This is a genomic window from Dickeya sp. NCPPB 3274, assembly GCF_000406205.1.
GTDB classification, from domain to species: domain Bacteria; phylum Pseudomonadota; class Gammaproteobacteria; order Enterobacterales; family Enterobacteriaceae; genus Dickeya; species Dickeya fangzhongdai.
Genome location: NZ_CM001979.1, coordinates 2,134,895 through 2,149,490, shown reverse-complemented (window position 1 = coordinate 2,149,490; position 14,596 = coordinate 2,134,895). Strand labels below are relative to the sequence as shown.

14 protein-coding genes are annotated in these 14,596 nt (G+C 54.9%); 4 read left to right on the top strand and 10 right to left on the bottom strand.

What is annotated here, in order from left to right:
* Positions 1 to 35 precede the first annotated feature (35 nt).
* From DXX3274_RS09845 to nfsA, 8 genes are all read right to left on the bottom strand, one after another.
* Positions 36 to 473, bottom strand: a complete 438-nt coding sequence (locus tag DXX3274_RS09845; RefSeq protein ID WP_084478748.1) for a YbjO family protein — start codon at positions 471 to 473, stop codon at positions 36 to 38.
* 125 nt (positions 474 to 598) lie between these two features.
* Complete coding sequence (gene potI / locus DXX3274_RS09840; protein WP_042859637.1) at positions 599 to 1,444, bottom strand: putrescine ABC transporter permease PotI; 846 nt, start codon at positions 1,442 to 1,444, stop codon at positions 599 to 601.
* Positions 1,441 to 2,400, bottom strand: a complete 960-nt coding sequence (potH, locus tag DXX3274_RS09835; RefSeq protein ID WP_033568368.1) for a putrescine ABC transporter permease PotH — start codon at positions 2,398 to 2,400, stop codon at positions 1,441 to 1,443. Before potH ends, potI begins: the two co-directional genes overlap by 4 nt.
* A 14-nt stretch (positions 2,401 to 2,414) precedes the next feature.
* On the bottom strand, positions 2,415 to 3,548 hold the full coding sequence (potG, locus tag DXX3274_RS09830; RefSeq protein ID WP_039693334.1) for a putrescine ABC transporter ATP-binding subunit PotG: 1,134 nt from the start codon (positions 3,546 to 3,548) through the stop codon (positions 2,415 to 2,417).
* Positions 3,549 to 3,671: 123 nt separating this feature from the next.
* A complete protein-coding gene (gene potF, locus DXX3274_RS09825; RefSeq protein WP_042859636.1) occupies positions 3,672 to 4,781 on the bottom strand; it encodes a spermidine/putrescine ABC transporter substrate-binding protein PotF in 1,110 nt (369 codons plus the stop codon).
* Between the two features lie 383 nt (positions 4,782 to 5,164).
* Complete coding sequence (locus tag DXX3274_RS09820) at positions 5,165 to 5,644, bottom strand: YbjN domain-containing protein (protein ID WP_033568365.1); 480 nt, start codon at positions 5,642 to 5,644, stop codon at positions 5,165 to 5,167.
* Positions 5,645 to 5,786: 142 nt separating this feature from the next.
* Positions 5,787 to 6,689, bottom strand: coding sequence for a 30S ribosomal protein S6--L-glutamate ligase (rimK, locus tag DXX3274_RS09815; protein WP_042859635.1), 903 nt, complete (start codon positions 6,687 to 6,689; stop codon positions 5,787 to 5,789).
* A 12-nt stretch (positions 6,690 to 6,701) separates the two neighbouring features.
* The gene (gene nfsA / locus DXX3274_RS09810; RefSeq protein WP_042859633.1) at positions 6,702 to 7,424 is read right to left on the bottom strand and encodes an oxygen-insensitive NADPH nitroreductase; all 723 of its coding nucleotides are present in this window, start codon (positions 7,422 to 7,424) and stop codon (positions 6,702 to 6,704) included.
* 501 nt (positions 7,425 to 7,925) lie between these two features.
* On the opposite strand from nfsA, the gene DXX3274_RS09800 reads away from it, so the two are divergent.
* Positions 7,926 to 8,183 carry a GrxA family glutaredoxin gene (locus tag DXX3274_RS09800; RefSeq protein WP_042859631.1) on the top strand — a complete coding sequence of 86 codons (258 nt, stop codon included), beginning with the start codon at positions 7,926 to 7,928 and terminating at the stop codon, positions 8,181 to 8,183.
* Positions 8,184 to 8,315: 132 nt separating this feature from the next.
* Here the strand turns inward: DXX3274_RS09800 and DXX3274_RS09795 are convergent, their stop codons facing one another.
* Positions 8,316 to 8,690, bottom strand: coding sequence for an inner membrane protein YbjM (locus DXX3274_RS09795; RefSeq protein ID WP_042859630.1), 375 nt, complete (start codon positions 8,688 to 8,690; stop codon positions 8,316 to 8,318).
* A gap of 346 nt (positions 8,691 to 9,036) precedes the next feature.
* Here DXX3274_RS09795 and DXX3274_RS09785 point away from each other — a divergent pair, with 346 nt between their 5' ends.
* A complete protein-coding gene (locus DXX3274_RS09785) occupies positions 9,037 to 10,725 on the top strand; it encodes an aspartate:alanine antiporter (protein WP_039693329.1) in 1,689 nt (562 codons plus the stop codon).
* 479 nt (positions 10,726 to 11,204) lie between these two features.
* A complete protein-coding gene (deoR, locus tag DXX3274_RS09780; RefSeq protein WP_042859629.1) occupies positions 11,205 to 11,975 on the top strand; it encodes a DNA-binding transcriptional repressor DeoR in 771 nt (256 codons plus the stop codon).
* 63 nt (positions 11,976 to 12,038) lie between these two features.
* Here the strand turns inward: deoR and DXX3274_RS09775 are convergent, their stop codons facing one another.
* Positions 12,039 to 13,238: a serine hydrolase gene (locus tag DXX3274_RS09775; RefSeq protein ID WP_042859628.1), complete on the bottom strand. Its 1,200-nt coding sequence runs from the start codon at positions 13,236 to 13,238 to the stop codon at positions 12,039 to 12,041.
* Positions 13,239 to 13,759: 521 nt separating this feature from the next.
* Between DXX3274_RS09775 and DXX3274_RS09770 the strand changes: the two genes are divergently transcribed.
* Positions 13,760 to 14,578, top strand: a complete 819-nt coding sequence (locus DXX3274_RS09770; RefSeq protein WP_042859627.1) for an alpha/beta fold hydrolase — start codon at positions 13,760 to 13,762, stop codon at positions 14,576 to 14,578.
* Positions 14,579 to 14,596: the final 18 nt, after the last annotated feature.

Below are 14,596 nucleotides of genomic sequence, written 5' to 3'. Positions count from 1 at the left end.
AAGGGGGCTGATTGTATCACCCCCGTGCGGGAAAGTTAGGGATGGCGCGTAAAAAAACGCTGGCTGCGTCGGGGCAGGAACAGGAGCACAATCAGCAGAAAATCCGGCAGCCGTTGCATCAGTAAATGGTTAAGGATTTCACCGACGCCGTCGCCATTGACATGAAAGATCGGCGGCAGAAACTCCACCAGCGATGCGGTCAGCATGTAAACCGTCACCAGGCACTGGGTCAACAGGAAACACCAGCGTCCCCAGTTCACCCCGCTGAGTACAGCAAACCCGCAGCGGATTTCAAGACAAACCACCAGCAACGCAGCCAGCAGCACCAGCGTGCTGTCCCACTGTTTAGCGCTGCTGCTGAGCCAGCCGCCAAAACCGCTTAAACCCAGCTCGCTGATGGTCAGGACGATCCCCAGACAGCGGGTGGCGATAATCGCCGAACCCGCCACCATGATGGCGACCGGAGCGAACATCCCCCGCCGCAGCAGTTCCCGCTTACCGTACAGTATGATTGCGTTCCCCCTGAAATCACCGCGCCACCAGAAAGTATGGCGGCGCGGCGAGAATTGGCAAATACAGGGCGGAAACGACGTTGCCGTCAGCCGCGTCTCGCTTTTTGCAAATCGCGCTGGCGCTGTTTTTCCGCCCGGGCCATAAACCACCAGGCAATCAAACCGATAATGCCTACCACCAACAATATCAGGGATGCCAGTGCGTTAATCTGCGGGTTAACGCCCATTCTTACGCTGGAAAAGACCAGCATCGGCAAGGTGGTGGCGCCGGGACCGGAGACAAAGCTGGCAATCACCAGATCGTCCAGCGACAGAGTAAAGGCCAGCAACCAGCCGGAAACCAGCGCCGGCGCAATCATCGGCACGGTAATGATGAAGAACACTTTCAGCGGCGTCGCGCCCAGATCCATCGCGGCTTCTTCAATCGAGTGATCCAGTTCGCGCAGGCGGGCGCTGATGACCACGGTGACATACGCCGAACAGAAGGTGACGTGTGCCAGCCAGATGGTCAGCATACCGCGCTCCGCCGGCCAGCCGATGGCCTGCGCCAGCGACACGAACAGCAGCAGCAGCGACAACCCGGTAATCACGTCCGGCATTACCAGCGGCGCGGTCAGCATAAAAGCAAAGCCGTTGGAACCGCGGAAATTGCCGAAACGCACCATCACCACCGCCGCCAGCGTTCCCAACACCACCGCCATCGTGGCCGACGCCGCCGCGATGGTCAGGCTGAGCGCCACCGCGCTGATCATGGCTGAATCCTCGAACAGCGCGCGGTACCACTGCGTAGACCAGCCGGCCCACACCGTCACCAGCCGGGAGCTGTTGAAGGAGTAAATCACCAGCATCAGCATCGGCGCATACAGGAAGCTATATCCCAAGACCAGAATCAGTGTCCGCCACGGCGAACGCACGACCGGTAAATTGTTCATGCCTGATCCTCCGCGGCTTTATTCTGATGCTTATGGAACCAGATGATCGGAACAATCAGCAGGAACAACATCACCATCGCCACCGCCGACGCCACCGGCCAGTCGCGGTTATTGAAGAATTCCTGCCACAGGATACGACCGATCATGATGCTATCCGGCCCGCCCAACAGCTCAGGAATCACGTACTCGCCGACGGTTGGAATAAACACCAGCATCGACCCGGCGATGATGCCGCCTTTGGTGAGCGGCACAATAACGCTGAAGAAGGTTCTTACCGGGCGCGCGCCCAAATCCAGCGACGCCTCCACCAGCGAATAATCGAGGCGGGTCAGCGCGGTGTAAATCGGCAGCACCATGAACGGCAGATAGGAATAGACCACGCCGATATACACCGCCAGATTGGTATGCAGAATCACCAGCGGTTGATCGATAACGCCCAACCAGATCAGGAAATTATTCAGGATACCGTTGTCTTTCAGAATTCCCATCCAGGCGTACACGCGGATCAGGAATGACGTCCATGACGGCAGAATTACCAGCAGCAACAGAATGTTACGGGTAGACGACTTGCTGTGCGCCACCGCCCAGGCCATCGGATACCCCACCACCAGACAGCACAGGGTGGAAATCGCCGCCACTTTCAGCGACTGCAGGTAAGCGTCGATGTACAGCGGGTCGGACAGCAGTTGCAGATAGTTGCCGATATTCAGGCTGATTTGCAGGCGGTTCTCCGCCCACTCCAGCAGATCGGTGTAAGGCGGTACGGTACGCGCCATTTCCGCAAAGCTGATCTTGAATACGATCAGGAACGGCAGCATAAACAGGCACAATAACCACAGATACGGCAGCGCGATCACCAGCTTGCGGCCATGCGCCAAACGCAGCCGCGCCAGCGTGGCGCGCAACGGGCTCATCGGCTGGCCCGGCGGTTCATGTTGTTCAGATAACATCGCCATTGCGTCTTCCCCCGTTATACCGTCAACACCACACAGCTGTCCGCATCCCAACACAGGCGGACTTCATCCCCCCAGGTAGGCGAGCCTTTGCGGAACCGGTCGGCGTTTTGCAATTGGGCGCTGATGATCTGACCGCTGTTCAGCCGGACATGGTAAATAGAGAGATCGCCCAGATAAGCGATGTGCACCACTTCGCCTACGGCGAAGTTGCAGCCGTCGGCCGGCACCTCGTCGCACAGCATGATTTTTTCCGGACGCAGCGCGATATACACCGGCACGCCGTCCACCACCGAGACATCGGAGTTGACCTTCAGCGGATGTACCAGCCCCGGACTCTGCACAATCAGCGCATCGTCCTGACGCTCTTTCAGCAATCCTTCGAACATATTGACCGACCCGATGAACTCGGCGCTAAACCGGCTGTTCGGGTTTTCGTAGATCTCTTCCGGCTCGCCAATCTGTACGAATTTACCGCGGTTCATGATGGCGATACGGCCCGCCATGGTCATGGCTTCTTCCTGATCGTGCGTCACCATCACGCAGGTCACCCCTACCCGCTCCAGAATGTCGACCACTTCCAGTTGCATACGGTCACGCAGTTTTTTATCCAGCGCGCCCATCGGTTCGTCCAGCAACAGCAGTTTGGGACGCTTGGCCAGACTGCGCGCCAGCGCCACGCGTTGACGCTGCCCGCCGGAAAGCTGATGCGGTTTGCGTCCGGCGAATTCCTGCATGTGCACCAGCGTCAGCATCTCTTCCACGCGATCTTTGATTTCGCCGCGCGACAGCTTGTCCTGTTTCAGGCCAAAGGCGATATTCTTCTCCACCGTCATGTGCGGGAACAGCGCGTAAGACTGAAACATCATATTGATCGGGCGCTGGTAAGGCGGCACCAGAGACAGGTCCTGCCCGTCCAGCACAATCTGCCCCTGGGTAGGCTGTTCAAAACCCGCCAGCATGCGCAGCAGCGTGGATTTACCACACCCCGAGGCGCCCAGCAGGGCAAAAATCTCGCCTTTATAGATGGTCAGGCTGACATCATCAACCGCGAACTGGCCGTCATAGGATTTCGTCAGGTTGCGCACTTCCAGCAACGGCGTGGCCGCTTTCTGAGGCTTTGGCTGGGGGCGGGGAATCGCTTCGTTCACTTAATATTGCTCTCCGGCAGAAGCAGAACAAAGTCGCAGCCACATGACTGCGACACAAATACAAATAGCACAAACAGGCGGGGTTGAGCCGCCTGTTGCATGAAGTAGAATCAAGGGTGGCGGTTATTTCCCGCTTTTCACCTTGGTCCACGAACGCGTAATCACGCGATCGATTTTCGGTGACTGCACCTTGAGCGTAAACAGCTTGGCACGAATATCCGCAGGCGGATAAATGTTCGGGTTGTTACGTACTTCGTCTTTCACCAGCGCGGTCGCTTCCTTGTTGGGGTTGGCGTAATACACATGGTTACTGACGTTGGCAATCACCTCCGGTTTCAGCAGGTAGTTAAGGAACTGATAGGCTGAATCCAGGTTTTTGGCGTCTTTCGGAATCGCGAACACGTCAAAGAACGCCAGCGCCCCTTCCTTCGGAATGCTGTAGGTGATGTTCACGCCGTTTTTCGCTTCTTTCGCACGGTTGGCCGCCTGCATGACGTCGCCGGCCCAGCCGATAGCCACGCAAATATCGCCATTGGCCAGATCGTTGATGTACTGCGACGAGTGGAAATAGCGGATGCTCGGACGCAGTTTCAACAGCAGGTCGGTCGCGTCTTTGGTGTAATCGGACTCATTGGTGCTGTTCGGGTTTTTGCCCTGGTAGTTGAGTACCGTGGCATAAATTTCAGCCGGTGCGTCGAGGAAGGAGACGCCGCAGCTCTTCAACTTTTCCAGGTTTTCCGGTTTCAACACCAGATCCCAGCTGTTGACCGGCGCATCTTTGCCCAGTACCGCTTTTACCTTATCCACGTTGTAGCCAATACCGGTGGTGGCCCACAGATACGGCACCGCATATTTATGGCCCGGATCGTGTTCCTCGATCAGCTTCATCAGCTCGGGATCAAGGTTTTTGTAGTTCGGCAGCTTGCTCTTATCCAGCGGCTGGAAGACACCGGCGCTGATCTGGCGCCCCAGGAAGCTGGCGGAAGGCACCACCAGGTCGAACCCCGTGCTGCCGGCCATCAGTTTGCCTTCCAGCACTTCGTTGGAGTCAAACACGTCATACACGACTTTAATACCGCTCTCTTTCTGGAAATTTTCCAGCGTGTCCGGCGCGATATAATCAGACCAGTTATAGACGTGCAGCGTTTTCTCTTCCGCAGATGCGGTGACGGACGCGGCCATCATTAAGCCGGCTAAAACACCCGAAAGCCATTTTTTACGTTGGGTGAACATCCGTTCCTTCCTCCATACCAGGGGGTAAATATAGGGGGTGAATGTACGGCGCCCGGAAACCACACCGCTCTTTGTTTCTCCGGGCTCAGAGTGACGGCGCGATGAATGGCTATGCACCCGCTTTTTTCATCGTTAACACACAACCAACCGCGACGTTATTACCTGAACCATACAGAAATAAAGCATAACCGCACTGTTACGCCCGTACCATACCGGAACACAAAAAACAGGTTTTATCGATTATTTATTCACAATTTATCTATGTGCTGCGTCCTGAAACGATAAACGCAGAAAAACATCTGGTTTAGACAACAAAAAACCGCATTAAATGCGGTTTTAAAAAATAAGAAAAGCTGATGGTCGGCTATTGATACATAACGCAATCAGTGCAGACTTGAGGTGTTAAAACGCTCAGCAGGGCTCTCTTCCTCATCTCCCAAAAACAGCAGATTATTGGCGCTGGCTTCCATGATCACCATAGAGATCTGCTCCTCAGCCTGCTGCATGAAATGGCGGAACTGCTCCAGCGTGATGCCGGCGCCGGCGCTGAATGTCTGGCAGACGATCAATTTAGGCAGGTTGTCGTCCTGAATATCGAGAAACGCCTTGGCAGTCAATGAGCTGGCATTGATCTGGCTCAGGTTGCCCACCAGCGGAATCAATGCGGTCGGTTTCACCTCCGCCAGTGCGGAGAACAGGATGACGCTGTCGGCCATATCGACCTTGGCGTCGAACACGCCGTCAAAATTCTGCATGTGCGGCAGATGCAAAGCCTGACAAGAGTCGCACTCGAAGTAAATGATGCCCAGTTGATCCAGCCACCGCCGAAGCAAATTCAAATCAGGGACGATGATTGAATCCATCTGACCGCCTCATATTTCATGGATGATAAAAAACCCTGACCTACGCAATGCCTAACCCAGGAATAGAGGGCCAATCCTCATCGCTGACTGACCACGACGGCACGCGCCTGCGCGCCCAAAAGACTGCGTCCGCGCCGGGCATTCACCCTGCTCTGACTGGACGGGATGCCGCACGGTGATGGTGTTCAATGTATTCGATCATCATCCCTGCGATATCCAGCCCGGTGGCGGTTTCAATGCCTTCCAGCCCGGGCGAGGCGTTGACCTCCATGACCAGAGGCCCACGCGCCGACCGCAGTATATCAACACCCGCCACATTGAGTCCCAATGTTTTTGCGGCCTTGACCGCAATTGCGCGCTCCTGCGGCGTGATCCGCACCCGGCTGGCTGACCCGCCCCGATGCAGGTTGGAGCGAAAATCACCCGGTTTGGCCTGTCGTTCGATCGCCGCCACTACCCGTTCGCCGACCACCAGACAGCGAATATCCTTGCCGTGAGCTTCACGTACATATTCCTGTACCAGAATGTGGGCATTGAGGCCGCGAAAGGCATCAATGACGCTTTCCGCCGCCTGATGGGTTTCCGCCAGCACCACGCCGATGCCCTGCGTGCCCTCCACCAGTTTCACCACCAGCGGCGCACCGCCGACCATCTTGATCAGGTCGGCGGTATCGTCCGGCGAGTGCGCAAAGCCGGTAATCGGCAAATCGATGCCCTGACGGGCCAGCAATTGCAGCGAATGCAGTTTGTCGCGGGCGCGAATCACCGACATAGCGTTATTCAGCACGACGCTGCCCAGCATCTCAAACTGGCGCAACACGGCCGTGCCGTAGAAGGTAATCGCGGCGCCGATACGCGGAATAACCGCGTCATAATGGTCCAACTGGCGCCCCCGATAATGAACAGACGGCGCGGCCGAATTAATGTTCATATAGCACGACAGCGGATTGATCACCTCGATGCTGTGCTGTCGCTCCTCCGCCGCTTCGCATAGCCGCTTGCAGGAATAGAGAGAACCGTCCTGTGACAGAATAGCGATTTTCATAGCGCTCCGGTGCTATCGGGTGGCCCAGCCCTGCTGTCGCAGGTAGTCCAGCATGAACGGACGACGTTCCTTGCTCAGGGTGCGTCGGATTTGGTCGCTCCAGCTTTCCATTCGCTGATTGCTGTCGCGGTGACGATAATACTCGACGATATGCTGGTCATATTCCGCCAGCACGGCGTGATCCAGCGGCTGGTAGCGGTTTTCATGCACCACCAGCGCCGCCGGCAGACGCGGTTTGAGATCGGGCTGCGCGGCCGGATACCCCAGACACAGCCCAAACAGCGGCAATACCTGTTGCGGCAACGCCAGCAACCGGGTTACTTCGGCGATCTGGTTGCGCACGCCGCCAATAAAGACGCCGCCCAATCCGAGCGATTCGGCCGCCACCAGCGCATTCTGCCCCATCAGCGCGGTATCGACGCAGCCGAGCAACAACTGTTCCGCCAGCCCCAGTTCAGCTTGCGGATAAATCTGCTGATGACGATGAAAATCGGCGCAGAACACCCAGAACTCCGCCGCCTGCCCGACCCAGGGCTGTTCGCCGGTCAGATGCACCAGATGCGAGCGTAATACGGGCTCGGTAATACGAATAATCGAACTGCATTGCAGGAAACTGGAGGTGGACGCGCTCTGCGCGGCCGCAATGATGGCATTGCGCTGCTCATCGCTGAGCGGCTGGTCGGTAAACGATCGGATGGAGCGGTGTTGGCGTAACAGTGAAATGGTTGGCGTCACGTTGAATATCCCTGAAACACAATGTTGAGATGACACAACGCCGGCTGCGCTTTCCGGCGCGCAACGCAGGCAGACAAGCGCGGTACCGGCGTGCTGCCATCCGGCGTCGCCGTTCTGTTGATAAAACGACCATCGACAGCGTCCTGTACTGATTTCGCGCCGACAAGCGGAGGCGGGTTCACCACAGCCGTCACGCATCACGAACAGGAACAACCTGGATGCAACCTACCTTTCGGCATTAAGTGGCAAGTATATGTCAGACCGTCAGACAGACCAATGCCACCGGCGATTTTAGGCTATATCTGGCGTCGAACGCGGTTGCAATAGATGACGCTAATCGTTATGACAGGCAATGACTGCTTCAGATCGACCCTGATTGCAGGCATAGTAACGCCGTTGGCTACACTAAATAGTAACGCGGTTGACTAGCAACCGTTTACAACATGGGTATCTCCCTGATTACAGGGAAACCCAGACAAAATTAGAACGTAAGGAGTTCACATGTACGCTGTTATTTTCGGTCGCCCCGGCTGTCCTTATTGTGTCCGCGCCAAAGAGCTGGCTGAGAAACTGACCGAAGAGCGTGACGATTTCAATTACCGTTACGTTGACATTCACGCAGAAGGCATCACTAAAGACGACTTGTCCAAAACGGTAGGTAAACCGGTGGAAACCGTCCCGCAGATTTTCCTGGACGAAAAACACATTGGCGGCTGCACCGACTTCGAAGCCTACGCCAGAGAAAACCTGTTCCAGTAATCCCGGTTACCGGCAAAAAAAGGCGCCACGGCGCCTTTTTTGTTTTTCTGCCATACGGGCTAGCACGTCGCCTCGCGGCTATATGGCGCTGGGTAACGCATCTCTGGCGAAAACCTTCTGGCTGAAACAGCCTTAGTGGAAATAGTGCCGGCTGACCGCTCGCAAGAACAGAAACACCAGCCCTCCCATCAGGCACCAAAATACCGCGCTGCTGACATAAGCCAGCTCCTGCCAGAACGACAGGCTGGAAAACTGCCACAGTTGCAGCACCAGCAGGCAGATCGGCATCGCCACCAACGCCCCCATCAGGGGATAATGCAATCGTCGGTTGCGCGACAGGTAGCTCGATACTATTCCCGGCAGCAAAAACAGCAGCATTCCGGGGTCGCCCCGAAAACCGTCTTCCAGCGACGTGCCGACGATTCGCATTTTCTGACTTAGAAACACCAGCGTAAACAAGACAAAACAGCTGACCACGCCTAACCAACCTCTGTTGTTGCCTGTCATGTGAGCCTCCCCCGAAATAGACTGAAGCCACGCATGACGAGCGACGATCGTCGCCCACATCGATCATGCCGCGGCAGGTATCCCTAATGGGACGAAAAGCCAGCGATGAGATGATTTATCAGCATCATCAGCTGGTTGTCCGCTGGAGAAATCACTAAAATGGCGTTGCCATACCAGACGGTGCCGCCGCTGTTTCGGGGCATTGCCGGATAATGAGTAACGGGGCCAAGCCTTTCTTATCATCATGTTGTCGTCCAGACATGGCCGGAACCCCTGTAATGGGGTAAATTTAGTCTAAATTATTTTTTATATCAATAATTTACCAGTAAACAACAAGTTACATTCCATGAATATAAACGTCGCTGATTTGTTAAACGGGAATTACATTCTGCTGCTGTTCGTGGTTCTCTGTTTAGGTCTTTGTCTGGGAAAATTGCGGCTCGGTTCGGTTCAACTCGGCAATTCCATTGGCGTTCTGGTGGTATCGCTGTTGCTCGGGCAGCAGCATTTCGCCATCAACACCGACGCGCTCAACCTCGGTTTTATGCTGTTTATTTTCTGCGTCGGCGTGGAAGCCGGCCCCAACTTCTTCTCGATTTTTTTTCGCGACGGCAAGAATTACCTGATGCTGGCACTGGTCATGGTCAGCAGCGCATTGCTGATCGCTCTGGTGCTGGGCAAGGTATTCGGCTGGGGAATCGGCCTGACCGCCGGCATGTTGGCAGGCGCGATGACATCGACGCCGGTGCTGGTGGGCGCCGGTGATACGCTGCGCAACACCATCAGCCTCGGGCCACAGTTAGCGATGACGCAGGAGCAACTGAGTCTGGGCTACGCGCTGACCTACCTGATCGGTCTGGTCAGTCTGATTTTCGGCGCCCGTTACCTGCCCAAACTGCAACATCAGGATCTGCCGACCAGCGCCCAGCAGATTGCCCGCGAACGTGGGCTGGACGCCGACAGTCAGCGCAAGATCTACCTGCCGATCATTCGCGCCTACCGAGTCGGGCCGGAGCTGGTGGCCTGGGCTGACGGCAAAAACCTGCGCGAACTGGGCATTTATCGTCAGACCGGTTGCTACATTGAGCGCATCCGTCGCAATGGCATTCTGGCGACGCCGGATGGCGACGCCGTGCTGCAATTAGGCGATGAAATCGCGCTGGTGGGGTATCCGGACGCTCACGCCCGCCTCAACCCCAATTTCCGCGACGGCAAGGAAGTGTTTGAGCGCGACCTGCTGGATATGCGGATCGTGACCGAGGAAATCGTGGTGAAAAACCACAACGCCGTGGGCAAACGCTTGAGTCAATTGAAACTGACCGACCACGGTTGCTTCCTTAACCGCATCGTCCGTAGCCAGATTGAAATGCCGATCGACGACGGCGTGGTGCTGAACAAAGGGGACGTTTTGCAGGTCAGCGGCGATGCCCGCCGGGTAAAAAGCATCGCTGACCGCATCGGGTTTATTTCCATTCATAGCCAGGTTACCGACCTGCTGGCCTTCTGCGCCTTTTTCATCATCGGCATCATGGTGGGGTTAATCACCTTCCAGTTCCGCAATTTTTCCTTCGGCATCGGCAATGCGGCAGGCTTGTTGTTTTCCGGCATCATGCTCGGTTTTCTGCGCGCCAACCACCCGACGTTCGGTTACATCCCGCAGGGTGCGCTGAATATGGTGAAAGAGTTCGGCCTGATGGTCTTCATGGCCGGCGTCGGGCTCAGCGCCGGTAGCACCATCAACCACAGCTTCGGCGACGTAGGCATCCAGATGGTGTTGTCCGGGCTTATCGTCAGCCTGTTGCCGGTGGTGATCTGCTTTCTGTTTGGCGCCTATGTGCTGCGCATGAACCGGGCGCTGCTGTTCGGCGCCATTATGGGCGCACGCACCTGTGCCCCGGCGATGGAAATCATCAGCGACGCCGCCCGCAGTAATATCCCGGCATTGGGCTACGCCGGTACTTATGCCATCGCCAACGTATTGCTGACGCTGGCCGGGTCGTTGATTGTGATTATCTGGCCGCAACTGCCCGGTTGAGTCACTTTGTAAATCAACGTCAATTTTTTTTCGAAAAACGCAGAACTTTTTTCCAGAGGTAAAGTCTGAATGAATGCCACTGCTTTTCTTTGATATCCCTGAATTGAGGAGCCCGTCGTTCACGCCGGTTAGGTTCAAGAGCGACGGGCATTTTCTTTTTTATGGTTTCCCTCTGCTGTTATCTACCAGCGTCACGCGAATTACCCATTAGTTTATTTACGTTAATTAGCCGATCTAATAAGGTCCGGTGCGTTATAACATTTTCATGATGGATTTGCGCCCCAGCTTTCATGAAGGTTATATTAATGCCCCATCTGCTGAGCAGTCAGCGCACATTGCCTGCGGTTAACCGTCCCCGGTGCATTTCACTTTCATCCCTATCACGTATCCCGATTCAGGCAATTGCCATGAAGGATGGCGTAGTGCATGGTGAAGATCCTGCATCGGAGCACGTCTGACCGGGCATATCGAGGAAAAACATGGAAACGCGTCGCGCAGCACGGCTCAACAAACTGGCTCAGGCTTTAAAAAAGGCCGATAAGCTGCACCTGAAAGATGCGGCGCAACTGCTCGGCGTCTCAGAGATGACCGTCCGACGCGATCTGAACGCCCAACCGGAGGCGTCGGTGGTGCTGCTGGGCGGCTACGTGGTTTGTGATCTAAAAACCAACGGCGCCACCAGTTATTTTGTCTCCGATCAGCAGACCAAGCACGTGGTGGAAAAAAGCATCGTGGGCGAACTGGCCGCCGCCTGCATCGAACCGAACGATACCGTGTTTTTTGACTGCGGCACCACCATCCCTTTCATCATTGCCGCCATTCCGGATGACCTGCCGTTTACCGGCATTTGCTATTCGCTCAATACGTTTCTGGCGCTGCAGGGCAAACCGAACGGCCGGGTGATCCTGTGCGGTGGGGAGTTTCATCCTGACAACGCCATTTTTACTCCGCTGGGGCGTCAGCATGAACTGGATCAGATCTGCCCGACCAAAGCGTTTATCTCGGCGGGAGGAATCGACCCGGAGGCAGGCGCCACCTGTTTTAACTTCGCCGAGCTGGCGATGAAACACCGCGCCATGGCGTTATCCCAGCGCGTGATTCTGGTGGCGGACGGCAGCAAATTCGGCAAACGCAAGCCCGCACGCATCGGCGCGCTGACCTTATTTGATACGGTCATTACCAACCGCACGCCGGACGCTGACTGCATACACTATCTCAAAGCCAACAACATTCGACTGCTGACGCCCTGAGGCTGACGTTCTTACCTCCGGCAGATGACCCGACCGGGCCATCTGCTCGCCGTTTCAGGCCGGTTAACCGAATAACCAGCCTGACAGCGTCATCAGCACTCTGTCCCACAGGCGGCTCAAGAAGCCGGCTTCCGGTATATCCTCCATCACCACCAACGGGCGCTGGCCGATACTGTTGCCATCCAGTTGGAAATCAATGGTTCCGACCACCTGTCCTTTCTTCAACGGCGCCTGCAACTGCGGCTGCGCCAGCGTGAAACTGGCCTTCAGGTTTTTCATCTGCCCTTTCGGCACGGTCAGCGCGGCGTCCTGCGCGACGCTCAGTCTGGCCTGTTTTTCGGTGCCGAACCACACTCGCGACGTGGTGAACGGCGTATCGCTGCGCACCGGCGTCACGGTTTCAAAGAAGCGGAACCCCCAGGTCAACAGTTTTTCACTCTCCCGGAAGCGTACCGCATCGGACGGCGCGCCCAGCACGACCGAAATCAGCCGCATGTCGCCATCGACGGCGGACGCCACCAGACTGTGGCCCGCCCCGCCGGTATAACCGGTTTTCACGCCATCCACGCGCAGATTGCTGTTCCACAGCAGGCGGTTGCGGTTTGGCTGGCGGATATTATTGAACGTAAATTCTTTTTCGCTGTGCAGCGCGTATTCGCCCGGCACATCGCGGATCAACGCCTGAGTCAGGCGCGCCATGTCGCGGGCCGTGCTGTACTGCCCGGGCGTATCCAGGCCATGAACCGTGAGAAAATGGGTATTCGCCAGCCCGAGGGTGGCGGCGTACTGGTTCATCAGGTTGACGAACGCATCCTGGCTGCCGGCGACATAATCCGCCAGCGCGATGCTGGCATCGTTGCCGGACTGAATCACCATACCTTTATTAAGATCGGACACCGGAATCTGGTCACCCGGCTTGAGGAACATCAACGACGACCCGCGCAGCGCCGGATTACCGGTAGCCCAGGCGTCTTTCCCAACGGTGACTTTATCTTCCGGCGTGATCTTCCCCACCTTGATGGCCTGACCAATCACATAGCTGGACATGATTTTAGTCAGGCTGGCGGGATCCAGCCTGACATCGGCATTCGACTCCGCCAGCACTCGCCCGCTGGCGTAATCGATCAGAATAAAGGCTTTGGCCTCAATTTGCGGCGGAGGCGGCGTCTGCTCAGCCCGAAGTACCGGCGAAACCGTCATCAGCACCGTGGCGGCCACCACGACTACGCGTCCCCAGGAAATGAGAGGTGTCATTATCTTCATGCGCGCTGCCCATAAATTGTTAAAAGTGAAGAGGATCAATCGGTTTACCCAGTCCAACCTGTACTAAGGTAGCCCGGCATACCTGAGAATAAAATCGTTCACTCTGTAAAGTTCGTCAAAGAAAATAAAAAATCAGCAGAATCCGCCCGAGGACACAGTCAAATTCACTACCAACAGGCGATAATGCCCTTGTTTACGCCACCACAGCACGCTCCCGCCCACACATCTATCGAAATCATTAAAATTAATTATCAAATCATCTTTGCATACCGCTTAGGTCAACATTTTTAATCCATTATTTCTTTTTGGAAAGCTTAATACTGCGAATAAATTAAGCGGCATTTATCTCATCCTAAATAATGTGATAAATTAACGATGTCAATATATTAACAACAAGGATAGAAACGGTTTTCCTTCAGATTTTTTCAGAGGGAGAATTATTAATTCGGTTAAATCTCACAACTAAAAACGCTCTAGCGATAGCGCCATGCCTTGGCCGGGCAAACAAAAGGGAATTTATCATGTCCATAGAAAAATGCATTGTCATATATGACTCATGGAAAATATATGTTGAAAAGCATATTTCCGATCCTGCACATGAAACCATCATTATGGTTAACGGAGCACTATCGACAACCGCAGCATTCAAAAATACCGTCAAAAACCTGTCCAGCAGGTTTAATATAATTCTTTTTGATTTGCCGTTTATTGGTGAATCCCTGCCTCACAACACGCTGGATAGAGTCATCACCAAAAGCGATGAGGTCAATATCCTGCTTCATCTCATCGATACGCTTGAGCCGGACCATATCCTGTCGATCTCGTGGGGCGGCCTGTCCTCAATGCTTGCCTTATCAAACAAGCCAAAACAGATCAAGAAAGCCGTGATCGCGTCATTTTCAGCGCATCTTAACGATAAAATGCGAGATTATATCCAACGCGCCAGGCATTATATTCACTCGAAGGAATTCGAAAGCGCGGCAGAGCTGCTCAATAATGAAGTAGGTAAATTCCTGCCGCCTTTATTGAAACATATTAATCTGAAACATATCTCCTCCATGAGCGAATTTGCATTCCAGCAGGTCAATTTTCATATCGACCAGGTTCTCACGCTCAAGGAAGAGCATTATATCGAAATGTTCAAAGATATTAACGCTGAGGTACTTTTTCTGAATGGCGAAAATGACGAGTACACCACCGCCGACGATATCAAGAAAATGGAAAAATATATCAGGATCTGCGAATTCAGTACGATTCCTGAGGCGGGTCACTTCCTTGACCTCGAAAACAGGAAAGCCGCAAAGCAGGTAGCGGAAAGAATAATATCGTTCTTCGCATAACAAGACACTTATTCACCA

Excerpts from the sequence above, each read along its gene's own strand:
- DXX3274_RS09845 (WP_084478748.1), bottom strand. The coding sequence starts at position 473 with ATGTTCGCTCCGGTCGCCATCATGGTGGCGGGTTCGGCGATTATCGCC.
- potI (WP_042859637.1), bottom strand. The coding sequence starts at position 1,444 with ATGAACAATTTACCGGTCGTGCGTTCGCCGTGGCGGACACTGATTCTG.
- potH (WP_033568368.1), bottom strand. The coding sequence starts at position 2,400 with ATGGCGATGTTATCTGAACAACATGAACCGCCGGGCCAGCCGATGAGC.
- potF (WP_042859636.1), bottom strand. The coding sequence starts at position 4,781 with ATGTTCACCCAACGTAAAAAATGGCTTTCGGGTGTTTTAGCCGGCTTA.
- DXX3274_RS09820 (WP_033568365.1), bottom strand. The coding sequence starts at position 5,644 with ATGGATTCAATCATCGTCCCTGATTTGAATTTGCTTCGGCGGTGGCTG.
- rimK (WP_042859635.1), bottom strand. The coding sequence starts at position 6,689 with ATGAAAATCGCTATTCTGTCACAGGACGGTTCTCTCTATTCCTGCAAG.
- DXX3274_RS09800 (WP_042859631.1), top strand. The coding sequence starts at position 7,926 with ATGTACGCTGTTATTTTCGGTCGCCCCGGCTGTCCTTATTGTGTCCGC.
- DXX3274_RS09795 (WP_042859630.1), bottom strand. The coding sequence starts at position 8,690 with ATGACAGGCAACAACAGAGGTTGGTTAGGCGTGGTCAGCTGTTTTGTC.
- DXX3274_RS09785 (WP_039693329.1), top strand. The coding sequence starts at position 9,037 with ATGAATATAAACGTCGCTGATTTGTTAAACGGGAATTACATTCTGCTG.
- deoR (WP_042859629.1), top strand. The coding sequence starts at position 11,205 with ATGGAAACGCGTCGCGCAGCACGGCTCAACAAACTGGCTCAGGCTTTA.
- DXX3274_RS09775 (WP_042859628.1), bottom strand. The coding sequence starts at position 13,238 with ATGAAGATAATGACACCTCTCATTTCCTGGGGACGCGTAGTCGTGGTG.
- DXX3274_RS09770 (WP_042859627.1), top strand. The coding sequence starts at position 13,760 with ATGTCCATAGAAAAATGCATTGTCATATATGACTCATGGAAAATATAT.